The organism is Halanaerobaculum tunisiense, from assembly GCF_054657635.1.
This window is the reverse complement of record NZ_BAAHYI010000012.1, coordinates 38,237-54,126: the sequence shown is the minus strand read 5'-3', so window position 1 is coordinate 54,126 and position 15,890 is coordinate 38,237. Positions and strand designations below refer to the sequence as shown.

17 protein-coding genes, 1 riboswitch and 1 other annotated feature are annotated in these 15,890 nt (G+C 34.6%); of the genes, 15 read left to right on the top strand and 2 right to left on the bottom strand.

Going from position 1 to position 15,890, the window contains the following annotated elements; genetic code table 11:
• Window positions 1-40: 40 nt before the first annotated feature.
• The 3 genes from menA (at window position 41) to ACYQ3D_RS10475 (ending at window position 4,523) form a co-directional block, all read left to right on the top strand.
• Window positions 41-937 carry a 1,4-dihydroxy-2-naphthoate octaprenyltransferase gene (gene menA, locus ACYQ3D_RS10485; protein ID WP_459838322.1) on the top strand — a complete coding sequence of 299 codons (897 nt, stop codon included), beginning with the start codon at window positions 41-43 and terminating at the stop codon, window positions 935-937.
• Window positions 930-1,499, top strand: coding sequence for a CPBP family intramembrane glutamic endopeptidase (locus tag ACYQ3D_RS10480; protein ID WP_459838321.1), 570 nt, complete (start codon window positions 930-932; stop codon window positions 1,497-1,499). Before menA ends, ACYQ3D_RS10480 begins: the two co-directional genes overlap by 8 nt.
• A 61-nt stretch (window positions 1,500-1,560) precedes the next feature.
• Window positions 1,561-1,769: a binding site (T-box leader), on the top strand.
• 96 nt (window positions 1,770-1,865) lie between these two features.
• A complete protein-coding gene (locus ACYQ3D_RS10475; protein ID WP_459838320.1) occupies window positions 1,866-4,523 on the top strand; it encodes a valine--tRNA ligase in 2,658 nt (885 codons plus the stop codon).
• A gap of 55 nt (window positions 4,524-4,578) precedes the next feature.
• On the opposite strand, the gene ACYQ3D_RS10470 is transcribed toward ACYQ3D_RS10475, so the two are convergent.
• Together ACYQ3D_RS10470 and ACYQ3D_RS10465 are read right to left on the bottom strand one after the other, a co-directional pair.
• Complete coding sequence (locus ACYQ3D_RS10470; RefSeq protein WP_459838319.1) at window positions 4,579-5,160, bottom strand: flavodoxin family protein; 582 nt, start codon at window positions 5,158-5,160, stop codon at window positions 4,579-4,581.
• A gap of 71 nt (window positions 5,161-5,231) precedes the next feature.
• Window positions 5,232-5,777, bottom strand: coding sequence for a folate family ECF transporter S component (locus ACYQ3D_RS10465; RefSeq protein ID WP_459838318.1), 546 nt, complete (start codon window positions 5,775-5,777; stop codon window positions 5,232-5,234).
• A 220-nt stretch (window positions 5,778-5,997) separates the two neighbouring features.
• On the opposite strand from ACYQ3D_RS10465, the gene ACYQ3D_RS10460 reads away from it, so the two are divergent.
• The 12 genes from ACYQ3D_RS10460 (at window position 5,998) to ACYQ3D_RS10405 (ending at window position 15,858) form a co-directional block, all read left to right on the top strand.
• On the top strand, window positions 5,998-7,266 hold the full coding sequence (locus ACYQ3D_RS10460) for a bifunctional folylpolyglutamate synthase/dihydrofolate synthase (RefSeq protein ID WP_459838317.1): 1,269 nt from the start codon (window positions 5,998-6,000) through the stop codon (window positions 7,264-7,266).
• A 125-nt stretch (window positions 7,267-7,391) separates the two neighbouring features.
• Window positions 7,392-7,943 (top strand): SPOR domain-containing protein, encoded by a 552-nt coding sequence (locus ACYQ3D_RS10455; protein WP_459838316.1) that lies wholly within the window; start codon window positions 7,392-7,394, stop codon window positions 7,941-7,943.
• Between the two features lie 56 nt (window positions 7,944-7,999).
• Entirely contained in the window at window positions 8,000-8,368 is a 369-nt protein-coding gene (locus tag ACYQ3D_RS10450; protein ID WP_459838315.1) for a hypothetical protein, read from the top strand.
• 33 nt (window positions 8,369-8,401) lie between these two features.
• Entirely contained in the window at window positions 8,402-8,836 is a 435-nt protein-coding gene (locus tag ACYQ3D_RS10445) for an ATP-binding protein (RefSeq protein WP_459838314.1), read from the top strand.
• A gap of 30 nt (window positions 8,837-8,866) precedes the next feature.
• Window positions 8,867-10,168, top strand: coding sequence for a [Fe-Fe] hydrogenase large subunit C-terminal domain-containing protein (locus ACYQ3D_RS10440; RefSeq protein WP_459838313.1), 1,302 nt, complete (start codon window positions 8,867-8,869; stop codon window positions 10,166-10,168).
• On the top strand, window positions 10,158-10,490 hold the full coding sequence (locus ACYQ3D_RS10435) for a DRTGG domain-containing protein (RefSeq protein WP_459838312.1): 333 nt from the start codon (window positions 10,158-10,160) through the stop codon (window positions 10,488-10,490). The genes ACYQ3D_RS10440 and ACYQ3D_RS10435 overlap by 11 nt, the downstream gene beginning before the upstream one ends.
• A gap of 1 nt (window position 10,491) precedes the next feature.
• Window positions 10,492-11,208 carry a PHP domain-containing protein gene (locus tag ACYQ3D_RS10430; RefSeq protein WP_459838311.1) on the top strand — a complete coding sequence of 239 codons (717 nt, stop codon included), beginning with the start codon at window positions 10,492-10,494 and terminating at the stop codon, window positions 11,206-11,208.
• Between the two features lie 23 nt (window positions 11,209-11,231).
• Window positions 11,232-11,747: a hypothetical protein gene (locus ACYQ3D_RS10425; protein ID WP_459838310.1), complete on the top strand. Its 516-nt coding sequence runs from the start codon at window positions 11,232-11,234 to the stop codon at window positions 11,745-11,747.
• Window positions 11,748-11,953: 206 nt separating this feature from the next.
• A riboswitch (cyclic di-GMP riboswitch) is annotated at window positions 11,954-12,037 on the top strand.
• Window positions 12,038-12,044: 7 nt separating this feature from the next.
• Entirely contained in the window at window positions 12,045-12,554 is a 510-nt protein-coding gene (locus ACYQ3D_RS10420; protein ID WP_459838309.1) for a hypothetical protein, read from the top strand.
• Between the two features lie 130 nt (window positions 12,555-12,684).
• On the top strand, window positions 12,685-13,263 hold the full coding sequence (locus tag ACYQ3D_RS10415; protein ID WP_459838308.1) for a DUF3793 family protein: 579 nt from the start codon (window positions 12,685-12,687) through the stop codon (window positions 13,261-13,263).
• Window positions 13,264-13,475: 212 nt separating this feature from the next.
• Complete coding sequence (locus ACYQ3D_RS10410; protein ID WP_459838307.1) at window positions 13,476-14,915, top strand: glucose-6-phosphate isomerase; 1,440 nt, start codon at window positions 13,476-13,478, stop codon at window positions 14,913-14,915.
• 484 nt (window positions 14,916-15,399) lie between these two features.
• On the top strand, window positions 15,400-15,858 hold the full coding sequence (locus ACYQ3D_RS10405) for a hypothetical protein (protein WP_459838306.1): 459 nt from the start codon (window positions 15,400-15,402) through the stop codon (window positions 15,856-15,858).
• Window positions 15,859-15,890 lie beyond the last annotated feature (32 nt).

Below are 15,890 nucleotides of genomic sequence, written 5' to 3'. Positions count from 1 at the left end.
TGGGAAATGATATTTTTAAAGGAAAGTAAGGAGGAAAATAATGGCCAGATTAAAGTTATGGCTGAGAGCGGTGCGACCTTTTTCCTTTACTGCTTCTTTATTACCTGTTTTCTTAGGCGGAGGACTTGCTATTAAAGAACAAAGTTTTAATCTGGAATTATTCTTGTTGACTAGCTGTGGAGTCTTATTATTACATAGTGGTACTAACTTGTTGAATGATTATTATGACTATCAGTCTGGAGTGGATACTGAAGAATCTTATGGCTCAAGTGGTATTCTAGTTCAGGGACTGTTGCCAGCTAGATCTATCAAGCAAGTAGGAGTCACCTGTTTTATATTAGTTTTACCTGTTGTTAGCTATCTGGTTTATTTGCGGGGAGTGGTAGTAGCTAGTTTAGCAGTGGTAGGAATTATAGGAGGCTATTTTTATACTGCTCAACCAATTAATTATAAGTACTATGCCTTAGGAGTTCCTATAGTTTTTTGTTTGCTAGGCCCGCTAGTAGTAATTGGAACTTATTATGTGCAGACAGGTCAATATAGTGGAGAAGTATTATTTGTTTCACTACCTTTGGGGTTGTTAGTTAGTGCTATTTTACAAGGGAATGACCTGCGAGATATTGAACATGATTCTAGAGTTAATATTAAGACCTTAGCTATTTTACTAGGTAGAAAAGGTGCGGTTCGATTATATTTAGGGTTAGTTGCTATGGCTTATTTAGTTTTAGTTAGTCTAGTATTTCAGGAATTAGTTACTAACTGGGCTTTAGTTACGTTGTTGACTCTACCTGCTGCAGTTAATAATATTGTTTTAGTAAGTAACTCTATAGTTGATCCCCCACCAGGTTTAGAAAAAATTGATTTTAAAACAGCCCAACTACATGTTAGTTTTGGAAGTTTATTGGTGTTAGCTGTTATAGGGGCCAACTTTGTTTAAGTTAGGATTAATACTTGGGCTGGTGAATATTGGTTGGTTACTAGTCTTTCAAGCTGCTGTGTTAAATTTCTGGTGGCGCTTAATTATAGTAGCTAGTCTTCAGTTATTGCTAGCAGGTAGTTATAGTCGGTTAGATATTTCTTGGGATCTAGCTGATCTAGTCTGGGGTGGATTATCAGCACTTGGTTTATATTTTATTTTTTGGGTAGGAAATAAACTTAGTCCGTTGTTGTTAGTAGATGCTAAAGAAGAGATAGCTACTGTGTATCAGCTTCGTCAGCAGCTAGAATTACCTGTTATTAGTCTGATTTTGTTGGTAGTTGGCCCTAGTGAGGAGATTTTTTGGCGGGGGTTTATTCAACAGAAGTTAGGTTATTGGGTGACTGCTTTCCTGTATGCTTTACTCCATATTTGGACTGGTAATCTAATCTTAATTTTAGCTGCTTTAGTAGCTGGTTTGTTTTGGGGTTGGTTGTTTTTACAGCGTGATAGTTTATTACTAGTTATTATTTCTCATACGTTATGGGATCTATTAATCTTTGTTTTCTTTCCTGTAGCTTGAAATATAGTTGACAATTAACTTAAATAATTATATGATTATAGATGATAATAGCTAAATAAGAAATAAAGCGTAGAGGAAGAGTAGTAGATTAAGCTCTCCCTTACAGAGAGGAGTACTTATAGGGTACTCTAAGGGATCTGAATTGAAGTCGCTTCTAAGCTATCAAATTGAAGTTTAAAAGTAGGTTTGGTCGGGGCTGTCCGTTATCCAGTTAGAGTGCCTTAAGAATTAAGGTGGTACCGCGGAAGTGATTCCTCTTTCGTCCTTAACTAGGATGGAAGGGGTTTTTTAATTTAAAAGGGTTTGATTTTTATGGTTTTAACTGTAAATTGTAAATTATACACTAATATAAAGGGAGGAACTAAGATGAGTGAAGAAGAATTAGCAACAACTTATAATCCAGATCAAGTAGAAGAAAAATGGTATACTTATTGGCAGGAAAATGGTTATTTTGAGGCTGAGGTTAATGAAGATAAAGAATCATTTACAGTAATGATGCCTCCGCCAAATGTAACAGGTCAATTACATATTGGTCATGCTTTAGATATGACTTTTCAGGATATTTTAATCCGTTGGAAGCGAATGCAAGGTTATGAAGCTTTATGGGTGCCAGGAACTGATCATGCTAGTATTGCTACTGAGGTTAAAGTAGTGGATAAGATGCGGCGAGAAGAAGGCCTAGAGAAAGATGATATTACTCGGGAAGAATTTTTAGATCGTGCTTGGGACTGGACAGAAGAGTACGGAACTACAATTACTAATCAGTTAACTAAGTTAGGGATTTCCTGTGATTGGAGTAGACAAAGGTTTACTATGGATGAAGGTTGTAATCAAGCAGTCAAGGAAGCTTTTGTAGAGTTATATGATAAAGGACTTATTTATCAGGGAGATTATATTATTAACTGGTGTCCTGACTGTGAAACTACTCTGTCTGATGTTGAGGTAGAACACGAAGACGAATCTGGCAAATTATATCACTTGAAGTATAATTTCAAGGATAGAGATGATTATATTGTAGTAGCTACTACTAGACCAGAAACAATGCTGGGAGATACGGCTATAGCTGTTAATCCAGCTGATGAACGCTATCAAGATTTGATTGGAGAGACAGTAATTGTTCCTATTGTTAACCGTGAGATTGAGATTATTGCTGATGAATATGTTGATTCTGAGTTTGGTACTGGGATGGTTAAAGTAACTCCGGCTCATGATCCAAATGACTTTGAGATGGGCCAACGTAATGATTTAGAGATAATTAAAGTGATTGATGACCAAGCTAATATGACAGCAGAAGCTGGCAAGTATGAAGCTATGGATCGTTATGAATGTCGCAAGCAGTTAATTGCTGATTTAAAGTCAGCTGGATTACTAGAGGAGATTGAAGAGCATGAACATTCAGTCGGCCAGTGTTATCGGTGTGATACTACTATTGAACCATTAGTTTCCCAACAGTGGTTTGTTGCTATGGAAGAGTTAGCTGAACCAGCTATTGAAGCAGTCAAAGAGGGAGATATTAATTTTGTTCCCGATCGCTTTGATAAGGTATACTTTAATTGGATGGAGAATGTAAGAGACTGGTGTATTTCCCGACAACTATGGTGGGGCCATCAGATTCCTGTTTGGTACTGTCAAGATTGTGAGGAAGTAATTGTAACTACTGACCAGCCTACAGAATGTTCAGAGTGTGGTAGTCAAGATTTAAAACAAGATGAAGATGTATTAGATACCTGGTTTAGTTCTGGATTATGGCCTTTCTCCACGTTAGGTTGGCCAGAGGATACAGCTGATCTAGATTACTTCTATCCTACTGATGTGTTAGTAACTGGGCGGGATATTATCTTCTTCTGGGTAGCGCGAATGATCTTTATGTCTTTAGAATTTATGGAGGAAAAACCTTTCTCTGATATTTATATTCATGGATTGGTACGCGATGCTCAAGGACGGAAGATGAGTAAGTCTTTAGGTAATGGAGTCGACCCAATTGAAGTAATTGATGAATATGGAGCAGATACTTTACGATTTACCCTGATTACTGGTAATACACCAGGGAATGATATCCGTTATCGAAAAGAACGAGTCGAGGCTAGTCGTAATTTTGCTAATAAGTTATGGAATGCTTCCCGGTTTGTACTGATGAATTTAGAAGATTTTGCTTTAGAGGAGATTGATTATAGTAAGTTAGAGTATACTTTAGCTGATCAGTGGATGTTGAGTCGGTTAAATAAGAAGATCAAACAAATCACTGATCTATTAGATGATTATCAATTTGGCCAGGTAGCAGAGGAATTATATGATTTTGTCTGGAGTGAATTCTGTGACTGGTATATTGAATTAATCAAACCTAGATTATACCAAGATGAAGATGAAATTGCTTATCAGACAGCACAACATGTAGTCTGGTTTACCTTAAGTAATATTTTAAGGTTATTACATCCGTGTATGCCGTTTATTACTGAAGAGATTTGGGAGCAATTGCCAAGTGGAGCTGATAGCTTAATAGATGCTACTTGGCCTGAGCTAGATAGTCTATCTATTAATGACCAAGCAGAAGCTAAAATGGAAGTTATTATGGATGTAATTAAAAATATTAGAAATATCAGAAATGAAATGAAAGTTAATCCGGGCAAAGAAATTACTGCTATCTTAACTTCTGACCAGACTGAGAAACTAGAGACTATTGAAGAAGGTAGAGGCTATATTGCTGATTTAGCTAAGGTAAATGATCTAACAATCACACCTGAAGTTGATGATAGACCGGATAAGGCTTCTACAGCAATTACTGAACAAGTAGAAATTATTTTACCACTACAGGATTTAATTGATATTGATAAAGAAATTGCTCGGCTAGAAGAAGAGGTTGAGGAAGTAGAGTACGAAATAGAACGAGCCAAAGGTAAGTTAGCTAACGAAGGATTCGTTAATAATGCTCCTGAACATTTAGTAGAAGAAGAAAAAGAGAAGAAGGAAGAATACACTGCTAAAAGAGAACAGTTACAGGAGAGATTAGCTGAATTAAGAGAGTAAGTTTAAAATTTAAGTTTTAGCTGTTGAAGACCAGTTCCTTTGTGGGACTGGTCTTTTATAATTTACTAACTAATTTTTGACTCCAATTTTTAATTTTATTTAATTTATAGGGCCTGTCTTTAATAGGTTGCTGATCAATATTTCCTACAAAAAAAGTATCAGAGTAATCGACATTAAGTGATTTAAATAATAAGTCTATAGTCCCGGTAACGTATTTAAATCTATCTTCAGTTAGAGGTTGTCCAGCGGTAGAGATAAAACCTGCAACTCTTTTTTTATCTGCCTTAACTAAGGGATCATTAAGTACAACTTTGCTGGCCCAGAGGGCTTGGCAGCGATCAATTAGAGTCTTTAGTTGGGCCGAAACAGAATTAAAATAAAGTGGTGAGGCAAATAAGATTAAATCAGCCTGGTTGAATTTAGTATATAGCTGAGTCATATCATCTTTGATTATACAGCCCAGTTGTTCTTCACAGCTACCACATGCTTGACAAGGACTTATATCTAGCTTATTGGCTGAAATATATTCAAAATCCATTTCAGGCTTTATTTTTTTAATCTCTGTGACTGCTGTTTGTAAAAGTTGGGCATTATTTCCCTTTTGGTTAGGACTTCCTAAAATAGATAAACCTTTCATAATTTTTCTCCTTTCGATAAAGTATGATGCAGGGGCGGAGGGTAAGGTAAAAAAATTAGTTTTTATACTGATTATTTTGTTTCTCTATTTTCTTGATAGCGGAAGAAAGATTTAATTACTAAAAATTCAATTGGTCCAATAATTATTCTAGTTACTAAACGACTTGGTAATAAAGCAAGAAAAGCTTTGCCATATAATATTTTAAGCCATAAAGTATTAAAAACAAGTGAAGTTAATACTTCGACAGTTATAATAGAAAATAATAATTTTTTAATTTGGTTCTTACTGTTATCTTTATAAAAGACTAAACCAGGAATTACACCTATCAGTGCAGCACTTAAAGTGAATCCTGGAAAGTATATTCCATGAGCTCGAATAAAGAAACCTAGCAGGTCACTAGCTATTCCAGTTAAAGCTCCTGCAGTAGGTCCTATTATAATTCCCGATAATATAATAGGAATATTCCCGAGACTAATCCGAATAGAATTGCCAATCATAAAGGATAAGAATCTAGTTAAGATGATATTGATTGCCACCATTAAAGACATAATTATTAAATTTTTAGTATTAAATATTTTTTTATCTTTAGATAAGATATTGTATTTAATCTTAGACATTGAAGTTATCTCTCCTTTTATATGTTAATTTTATTTAAAATATGTTAACATAAATATTAAGTATTAGCAAACGTTTAATAGAATTAAGAATAGAGAATTGAAATTTAATCTTTAACATCAAAATTGGAAAAGTACTTATATACTAAGAATTTGACTTTTAAACTATCAACTCTCAATTATCAATTCTAAATTAAAAAATGAGTAGGAGGTACTATATATATTGCAGGCTATAGATTATTTAAATAACTTAGATAAATTTGGAGTTAAACCAGGTTTAGAACGGATAAAGCTATTATTAGACTATTTCGATAATCCCCAGCAGGAATTAGATGTGATTCAAGTTGCAGGAACTAATGGCAAAGGGTCTACTTCGGCTCTGTTAACTAATATTTATAAGGCAGCAGGCTATCAAGTAGGTACTTATAATTCGCCTCATATAGTTGACTTTAAGGAACGGATTAGAGTAAATGATGTTAATATTTCCGCTACTAGTTTAGATTCATTAGTAGAGGAGATGAAACCAGCTATTAATAAGGTAGCTAGTGAATTAGAGCATCCTACCTTTTTTGAAGTGCTGACTGCTTTAGCTATACTTTATTTTGCTCGGCAAGAGGTTGATCTAGTTATTTTAGAGGCAGGTATGGGCGGGAGATGGGATGCTACTAATGTAGTTGATAGTTTAGTCTCTGTTATCACTAATGTTAGTTTAGATCATACTGCTTATTTAGGAGAGACTATTTCTGAGATTGCCTGGGAAAAAGCAGGAATTATCAATTCTCACCAAGTGGTAATTACTGCTACTAGTAAGCAGGAAGTTTTATCTGTAGTAGAGAAAATATGTCAAGAACGAGATAGTAAATTGCTGAATATCAATCAGGAATTTAAGTGGCAGCAAGAAGCCCAAAATTTAGCTTATCAAGTCTTTTCTGCTAGTAGTAGTGAACAAGAATATAGTGCTTTGCAGTTGCCTCTATTAGGTGAGCACCAAGTAGTTAATTCTACTCTAGCTTTAGCAGTAGTTGAGGAATTACAGACTAGATTAGCAGTTACAAAAGAAGAGCTTAAGCAAGGAATATCCCAAGTATCTTGTCCAGGTAGACTAGAGGTAGTAGCTCAGCAACCGACAATTATTCTTGATGGAGCCCATAACCAATCTGCTGCTAGAAAATTAAAGAATAATTTAGCTGATCTTAACTATGATAATTTATTTTTAGTGCTTAGTATTTTAGCAGATAAAGATATACTAGGGATTGTTAAGCAGTTGGCCCCTTTAGCCCAGGAGATAATTGTAACGGAGAATAATAATTATCGTGTAGCAGATATTACCAATATAAAAGAAAAAGTAATTCCATATAACTTTAATGTAAAGTCCAAACCAGAATTACAACAGGCGTTAAATTATACCCAGCAAATAGTAACTGAATCTGATTTAATCTTAGTTAGTGGTTCATTATATACTGTAGCTGAAGCACGGCAGATTTTAAACTAAATTATGTTAATAAACAATTGTTAGGTTGCATAATATCTATTAAGACAACAGATGAACTTACAGCTGACTTATTTGATAAGCTAATTAATTGAATACAAACTTAAGTTATGAGGGGAGGTTTCCTGATGAAGAGAAATAGAGGAAATAAGTTTAAGACTGGAGTTTCTTTAGTAGTAGTGTTGGTTGTGATGGGGGGTATTATGGCTTTACTTGGTTTTACAGCTGTTAATTGGTATTTTGATTATACCTCTGGACCTCAGGAAGAATTGGAGACAGTTGATAGTAATCAGATTGTCAAAGAGGAAGAGATAGACCCTCAGCAGGAAGAATCTTCTGAAAATGGATCATCTTCTGCTGAGGCTGAACCTCAAGAGGAGGATAGTGTGCAAGAAAAGAATGTGCAACAATCTAGTTCTACTTCAACAGAGTCTGAACCAACTAATGTCTCTCAGTCAGCGGATAAGCAAAATTTATTTGCTGTGCAAGTAGGAGCCTTTAGTGAAAAGTCCAATGCACAAGGACTAGTTAACAAATTACAGAAGAAAGGATTTACAGCTTATATCACTAGTGAAGAACCTTATCGAGTCCAGGCAGGTGCTTTTAGGACTGAAAAAGCTGCTCAAGAGTTAAGTTCTAAGCTTAAAAAGGAAGGATTTTCTGTTTATATTAAGGATTAATTAGAGACCCACTATAGTGGGTCTTTTCTATAATTTCTCTAAGGAGGAGCGAAGTAATGCAGTTACAAGAAGTGAGGGATCTATTAGCAGCTGAAATAGTTTACATTGGACAAGATAGTGACTTGGAGAAGAAAGTGATTTTAACTGCTTGTGGGGCAGATTTAATGAGTGATGTACTGGCTTTTACTAAAGAAAAGACATTATTATTGACTGGTTTAACTAATCCCCAAGTAGTACGTACAGCAGAGATAATTGATATAATAGTTATTATATTTGTAAGAGGGAAGCAACCTACTGAGAAAACAATTGAGTTGGCCCAAGCTAAACAAATTCCTTTATTAGTTACTGCTAAGTCATTGTATGAAGCTTGTGGTGTGTTATATTCAGCTGGTTTAGAAGCTGAAAAATTATCAAATTTAGAGTAAATGTAGACAAGTTATTAGTTAGGAGGATGTAATATGGAAGAAAATAATTCCTTACAGACTATTTTAGAAGCTGATATTCCAGCCGGAGATTTTAGTTGTGGGGGTGAGGCTTCTAGTAATCTAAAAGAAATTTTACGTAAATTAGGAGTAACAGCTAATGAAATTAGACAGGTAGCAATTACTACCTATGAACTGGAGATGAATATTATTATTCACTCAGTAGGTGGTAAAATAAAGGGGTTAGTTAGTCCCCAAGAGGTAAGGGTAATTGCTACTGATGATGGTCCAGGAATTGCAGATGTAGAACAAGCTTTTCAACCTGGATTTTCTACTGCTAGTAATTCTGTTAGGGAGATGGGGTTTGGAGCAGGTATGGGTTTATCTAATATTAATCGTTATTCAGATAGGCTAGAAGTTGATACTGAAATAGATGTGGGAACTACAATTATAGCTGCTATTGATTTATAATTAAAAACTTTTTTAAGTGAGGGATTATTAATGAATAAGTCCCATTCTGTCCAATTAAAAGATGATAAATGTGAAGGTTGTACTAATTGTGTTCAAAATTGTCCTACTAAAGCAATTAGAGTCCATCAGGGCCAAGCTTGGATTAAAGAGGAGTATTGTATAGATTGTGGAGAATGCATTAGAAGTTGTGAACACCATGCTAAATATGCTATTACTGATGATTTAGAATTAGTAGATTATAAGTATACAGTAGCTGTAGTGCCTCCTAGTTTTTATGGTCAATTTACAAAGGAAATTAATCCAGGGCAAGTGATAGCTGGTTTACAGGAATTAGGTTTTTCTGAAGTTTGGGATGCAGCTTTAGGGGCTGAAGCTTTAACTCAAGCTACTAAAGATTATCTAACAGATCATGAAGGGCCAATTTTATCTTCGGCTTGTCCAGCGGTAATTAGATTAGTCCAGTTATTATATCCTGAGTTGCTTGATTACTTTTTGCCTTTTAAATCACCAGTAGAGTTAGTAGCCCAACAGTTAAGAGAGAGAATAGAAGCTGAGAGAGGACTGACTAGAGAGGAAGTCGGTATCTTTTTTATTACTCCTTGTCCAGCTAAGATGACAGCAATCAAGAATCCTTTAGGGATGGAAGAAAGTTTCTTTACCGGAGCAATTGCTGTAGATAAGATCTATCGTCCTTTATTACAACAGATAACAGAGATGGAAGGGAGTACACAAGAAAATTATAGTTTTCCCCAGTTAGGTATCGGTTGGGCTAATACTGGAGGCGAAAGTAGTTTATTATCTACGGAAGACACTATTTCTGTAGCTGGAATTCATAATGTGATTTCTGTCTTAGAGGAGTTAGCTCGAGATGATTTATCTCAAATTAAATTTTTTGAATTATTAGCTTGTGAACCAGGGTGTGTAGGTGGTGTGTTAAATATCAGTAATCCTTTCTTAGCTAAATTTAATATCAAACAATTGGTTAGTCAGGAGGCAGAATTTATTACTCAAGACGTAACTGACTATCAATTTGCTCTCAATAATCAATTTCAGTCTAATGCAGTAGATCCTTTAGATGAAGATTTTGATTCTGCTATAGCTAAGTTATCTAAGTTAGAAACAGAGATAGAAGCATTGCCCGGACTTGATTGTGCAGCTTGCGGGGCTCCTGATTGCGAGACATTAGCAGAAGATATTATTGCCGGTTTGGCTTCACAGTGTGATTGTGTCTTTATCTTACGTCAACAGTTGGCTGACTTGACAGATAAAATGGCGGGTTTGGCTAATTCTTTACCACCAGTTATGCAAAAGGAGGAGACAGATGAAACTTAAAGATGTTATTGCAGAGTTGGATTTGGAGGTAGTTGTGGCTGGGGACTTAGAAGTAGAAGTTAGTGGTGGTTATAGTTGTGATTTATTAAGTAATGTGATGGCTCAAGCTAAAGCAGGTGATGTGTGGTTTACAGTCCAGGGCCATCAGAATACAGTAGCTATTTCTTTATTGGTTGATCTAGCAGCTATTGTAGTAGTTGAAGATTTAGAAATTGAAGAGAAAACTATTGAACGGGCTAGAGAAAAGGAAGTTACTATTTTAAGCAGTCCTCAGTCAGCTTATCAGTTGGCTGGGCAATTATATCAGTTGGGAATTGACTAAAGTGGCTTCAATTGTGGCTGATTTACATCTGCATACTGTTTTATCTCCCTGTGGAGATCTATTAATGACTCCTCAAAATATCATTGATACTGCTTTGGATTGTGGGCTGGATTTGATTGCTATTACTGATCATAATTCGGCGGAAAATGTTCAAGTAGCTGTTGAATTAGCCCAGAAGACTCCGTTAACTATTATTCCGGGAATGGAAGTTACTACAGTTGAGGAAGTACATTTACTTTGTTTATTTGCTACAGTGGAGCAGATTTTAGACTGGCAGGAAATAGTCTATCAGGCTCTACCTGATAGACAAAATCAAGAGGATGTATTTGGCCCGCAGATAATAACTAATCAAGCTGATGAATATATAGCTAAGTTGGATAAACTATTATTAACTGCTACTGATTTGACAGTCCAGCAAGTAGTCAATCAGGTAACTGAATTAGGGGGCTTAGTGATTCCAGCTCATGTTGATAAGAAAAATTATAGTTTACTGGCTAATTTAGGGTTTATTCCTCCAGGTTTAAATATATCTATTGTAGAGATTTCAGATAAGATGAATTTTGAACAAGCAATTACTAAATTTAATCAATTGAAAAATTATTCTGTGGTAACTAGTTCAGATGCTCATTATTTAGATGATATAAGTAAGAGTATGTCCTTAAATATTAAAGAGAATAATTTTTCCGAACTAATAAATATTATTTTTAGAACTGGTTAAAATATAATTTGGGAGGTAAAGTTATGCCCAAATTCAATCTAGGAGGAGATAGAGCTATGTCAACAGTTCTAGGAGTCTTTAGTGATCAGGATGTAGCTAAGCAAGCAATTGAGGAAATGGAGAATCAAGGTGTCTCTGAGGAGCAGATTTCTCTGGTAGCGAAACAAGATGAGACTGATGATGCAGAAGCTGGAGCAGAAATGACAGAAGGTCAGAATCTAACTGATGGTGCTGCTACTGGTGGTGTTGCAGGAGGATTAGCAGGTGCTTTAGCTGGAGCAGGTTTATTAGCAGTTCCAGGAGTTGGCCCGCTTTTGGCTGCTGGTCCTTTAGCTGCAGGTTTAACTGGTGCTACTACTGGTGGAGTTGCCGGTGGTTTGGTTGATTATGGTTTAGACGAAGAAACAGGAGAAAAATATGCTATGGAAGTAGAGCAAGGTAATATCTTAGTGGCAGCAGAAGATACAGCGGAGACTAAGATTGATGATGTTGCTGATATTCTACAGAATAAGGGAGCTAATGAAGTAACAACTCAGTAGATATTGGAGGAAAGACCGTTAACCAATTTGGTTAACGGTCTTTTTATATTAATTCATCAGAAATTAAGTATTTACTTTATATATAACTAACTAATCCTAAGAATGCTATGATTAGAATGTATTTTATTGACAATTAACAGTTAATAGTGTTATAATACCTAAAAGACATCATAATTTACTTAAAATGTAAATATGAGTAATTTAATATTTAGTTAGGATACTGTGAAGTATAATCTTTATCTGGTCACCTGGATTATATGGAGTTAGTGGTGAAACCGACCTGCGCTTTTTGGAGGGATGTCTATCAAATCTTTGAAAAAATTACTAGGAATTAGTAATCAAGTATCTAGTGACCAAGTAGCCCAAGAAATAGTTAACTTAGTTAGCAAGGAGAAAATTCAAGAAGTCCAAAATCTTAAGAATGATTCTAGAATTGAAATTATTATATCTTTACTAGCAATTTATCTTTTAATTTTTAAGATAGTAATTAGAAATAATGATTTAAGGATAAGTAAAGGGAAGACAGAGGAGGTCTTTAGATATTACTCTGAGTTATTAGTTGATAGTGTAGTTGATTTTGGGAAGATGAATATTAAGCGAACTAAATTACTCCAGAAAGTTAAGGCTAAAGCAGATGAATTGTTAGAAGTTTATCAAACTGCTGAGACTAGTAATAATTTAGCTAAGATAGAAGAAGTTATTGAGAAGGTTAACTTTGCTTTAACTAAAGATATGATCTTGAGAAATGTAACATTAATCCAGGATTATCTAGTGAACAAAGCAAGAAATTATGCGATAGTAAATTAATAGTTATCTAAAGGGGTAGTTCCTAATCATTAGGAACTACCCCTTTTTTTGTAATTGACAATAGCTTTAATTGCTGATATACTAATGGAAAATGAAAACCAATATCAATTAATATATAAGGAGGATAACAATGAGGAAAGTAACTAATGAACAAGCTAGTTGTTGTCAGAAGTACTGTAAGTGTTTATTAAGAAGAATAGGAGCTACAATTATGGGGGTTAAGCCCACTGAAATGAGAAGGATTAAATTGGATGCTAGTCGTTGGCATCACTGTAAGCAGACTTTATTAGCTTATGATCAATTAGAGATTGTAGAGTTAGGTCGTAAGCAAGGGAGGCAGAAGGTTCTTTTTTATCATCAATCAGCTTTAGAAGAGCAACTTAGACAATCTAATGTACTTAAGTTTTTGCAGGAGATAGGTTATCCTCAAGATTATAATCTAGTTGGTTACATTAATTATTTAAAACAGAGATTACAACAACAGGATTTTCCTCATGAGATAGGAATTTTCTTTGGTTATCCTCTAAAAGATGTGTTAGGATTTATGGGTTATTTAGATTTAGAAGTAACTTATAGAGGTGAATGGAAGTTTTACGGTAATAAGACTATATCTTTACTACGCCAAAAGAAATTTGCAGTGGCTAGAGAATCTTTTAGAGCTAAAATAGATAATTTAGAAGAAGTAGAAGAATTTCATAAAGTAGTTTAACTACCAAGCAATGTGTTATTACACGTTGCTCTTTTTTTATTGAAAAAGATAAAAAAATAATTTTTTGCAGGAAATTAAATGATATAGTAGAATGGTATAACAGGAAGATATTATATTTATTTTATTTATTTAGAGAAGAAGATGAAAACGCTTGAAGTAGAGAATATTTTTTTAAAATAAGCTGATAATAAAATAAGAGGAGGAATTAAGAAATGAGTAAACGTTATCAAGATCAAGATTGGAAAGAGTCAATGTGTCTCAAGTTGGATGTCAATAATATGTTTGTTGATAAAATAGGAACTGAGCATGGCTATAGACGTGAAGATGTAGAAGCTATGCAAGAGAAAGTAACTCAGGGACATGAAGCTATTTTAGAAGCTAAAGAAGCAGGAGAACTGGATTGGATGGAACTTCCTGAAACTCATCAAGAGGTTGCTAAAGAGATTAAAGAATTTGCTGTAGCTAATCGCGAGGATTATGATAACTTTGTAGTAATCGGAATTGGTGGTTCTGCCTTAGGTAATATTGCCCTACAAACTGCCTTAAATGATCCTTATTATAATCTAAAAGAGGAAGCTAGAGATGGTTGCCCACGATTATTTACTCCAGATAATGTGGATCCTACTCGGTTAAACTCTTTATTAGATAAATTAGACCTGGAAAAAACAATGTTTAATGTGATTACTAAATCTGGTGGAACTGCTGAAACAATGAGCCAGTTCTTAACTGCTCGAGAAGCAATAGCTGAAGAACTTGGTGAAGATGCTGTTAGTAATCACTTTATTGCTACTACTAGTAAAGATTCTGGTAATTTAATTAAAATTGCTAAAGAAGAAGGATTTAAGACTTTTCATATTCCTGAAACAGTAGGTGGTCGCTTCTCTGTTTTAAGTCCAGTTGGATTAGTATCTGCTGCTTTTACAGGAGTTGATATTGAGGAGTTATTAGCTGGGGCTGGATATATGGCTGAATTGTGTAATACAGATGATTTATGGGCCAACCCTGCTTATTTAAATGCCGTATTACAGTATTTAGCTGACCAAGATGGTAAGTCAATGTCTGTTATGATGCCTTATGCTCATGTACTTAAGGATGTTGCTGACTGGTATCGACAATTATGGGCTGAATCCTTAGGTAAGGAAGTTGATCGAGAAGGTAATATTGTTAATGTTGGCCCGACACCAATTAAAGCATTAGGTGCTACGGATCAACATTCACAAGCTCAGTTATATATGGAAGGTCCTTATGATAAAGTTGTTACTTTCTTAGAAGTAGAGAACTTCCAGGCAGAATTAGAGATTGGATCTGAATATGAGGATATCTCTGGAGTTTCTTATCTAGGTGGTCATACATTCAATGAACTAATTACTACAGAAAAGAAAGCTACTGAATTAGCTTTAACTAAGAATAATCGTCTCAATTGTACAGTTAAATTCCCAGAAGTAAATGCCTTTACTCTAGGTCAGTTCTTCTATTTGTTTGAACTACAGACTGCTATGAGTGGAGAACTATATAATATTAATGCCTTTAACCAACCTGGTGTAGAGTTAGGTAAAAAGTATGCTTATAGTGTGCTAGGTAGAGAAGGATTTGCTAATATGAAAGACGAATTTGAGTCTCGGCCCGAAAAGGATGAAGATTTAATTTTATAAATCTAATTGGCCCCTTTAGGGGGCCATTTATTATTTTTTGGCTTCTGGTGTAATATATATATAGCAGAGATGCTTTAATAGTGTACAGTTTATAATTTACAGTTAAAATGTGGCACTTTCGTGCCACAGCTATCAGCTGTCAGCTATGTGCTATGTGCTAATTCAAATTCAAAACCACAGATCTAGTTTAACCCCTTTAAAATATAGCAATGATAAGGGGATTAGATGTTGAATTTAAAGGTTTTGAATTCCTACGAGTCCTTTGGACTCTCCGTGAAAATCTGCTGATCCTACAAGTTTCACAGAAACTTTTCGTGATAAAAAGCATCCGCACACAGCACACCTTTCGGGTCTCACGACCACTTCATGATAAATCTACAACTATGTTAGTAAATAGGAATGGTATTTTTTTAAAAAAGGATTTGTTGGTTGAACATTGAAACTTTAAAGAAGAGATTGGTTTTATCAAGGGAGGGATGATTTGGTGTGGGGAAAATTAGGTTTTAATAAATTACAGCGGATATCTTTTACTCATGTAACTGATAAAGAAATAAAAGTTAATAACTTAGAGTTGATAGACACAGAGGTTAAAGGTTTAGTTTTACTTAAAGAAGAGGATAAATTAAATTTACCTAAGTATCACCAACAGTTAGCTACTTTAGATATTGATTATAGCAATTACTTTTTAATTTATGTCACCTTAACTGAGAATAGTAGACCAGGATCTGATATTGAGATAGAGGAGATAATTCAGCATCCTGCTAATGATGAAGTAGTAATTAAAGTAAGATCTTATACTACTAAAAACCAATTTGGTTTAGAAATAATCGATATTCCCTGTGATATAGTTCAGGTTAACAAAGAGCAATTAGATTTTAGTTGTAATTTACAATTTAAATTTGTTAACCATCAAAAAGAAGTAGTAGATAGGATACAATTGTAAATTAATTTTACTACTCAATATAGTACTAGTTA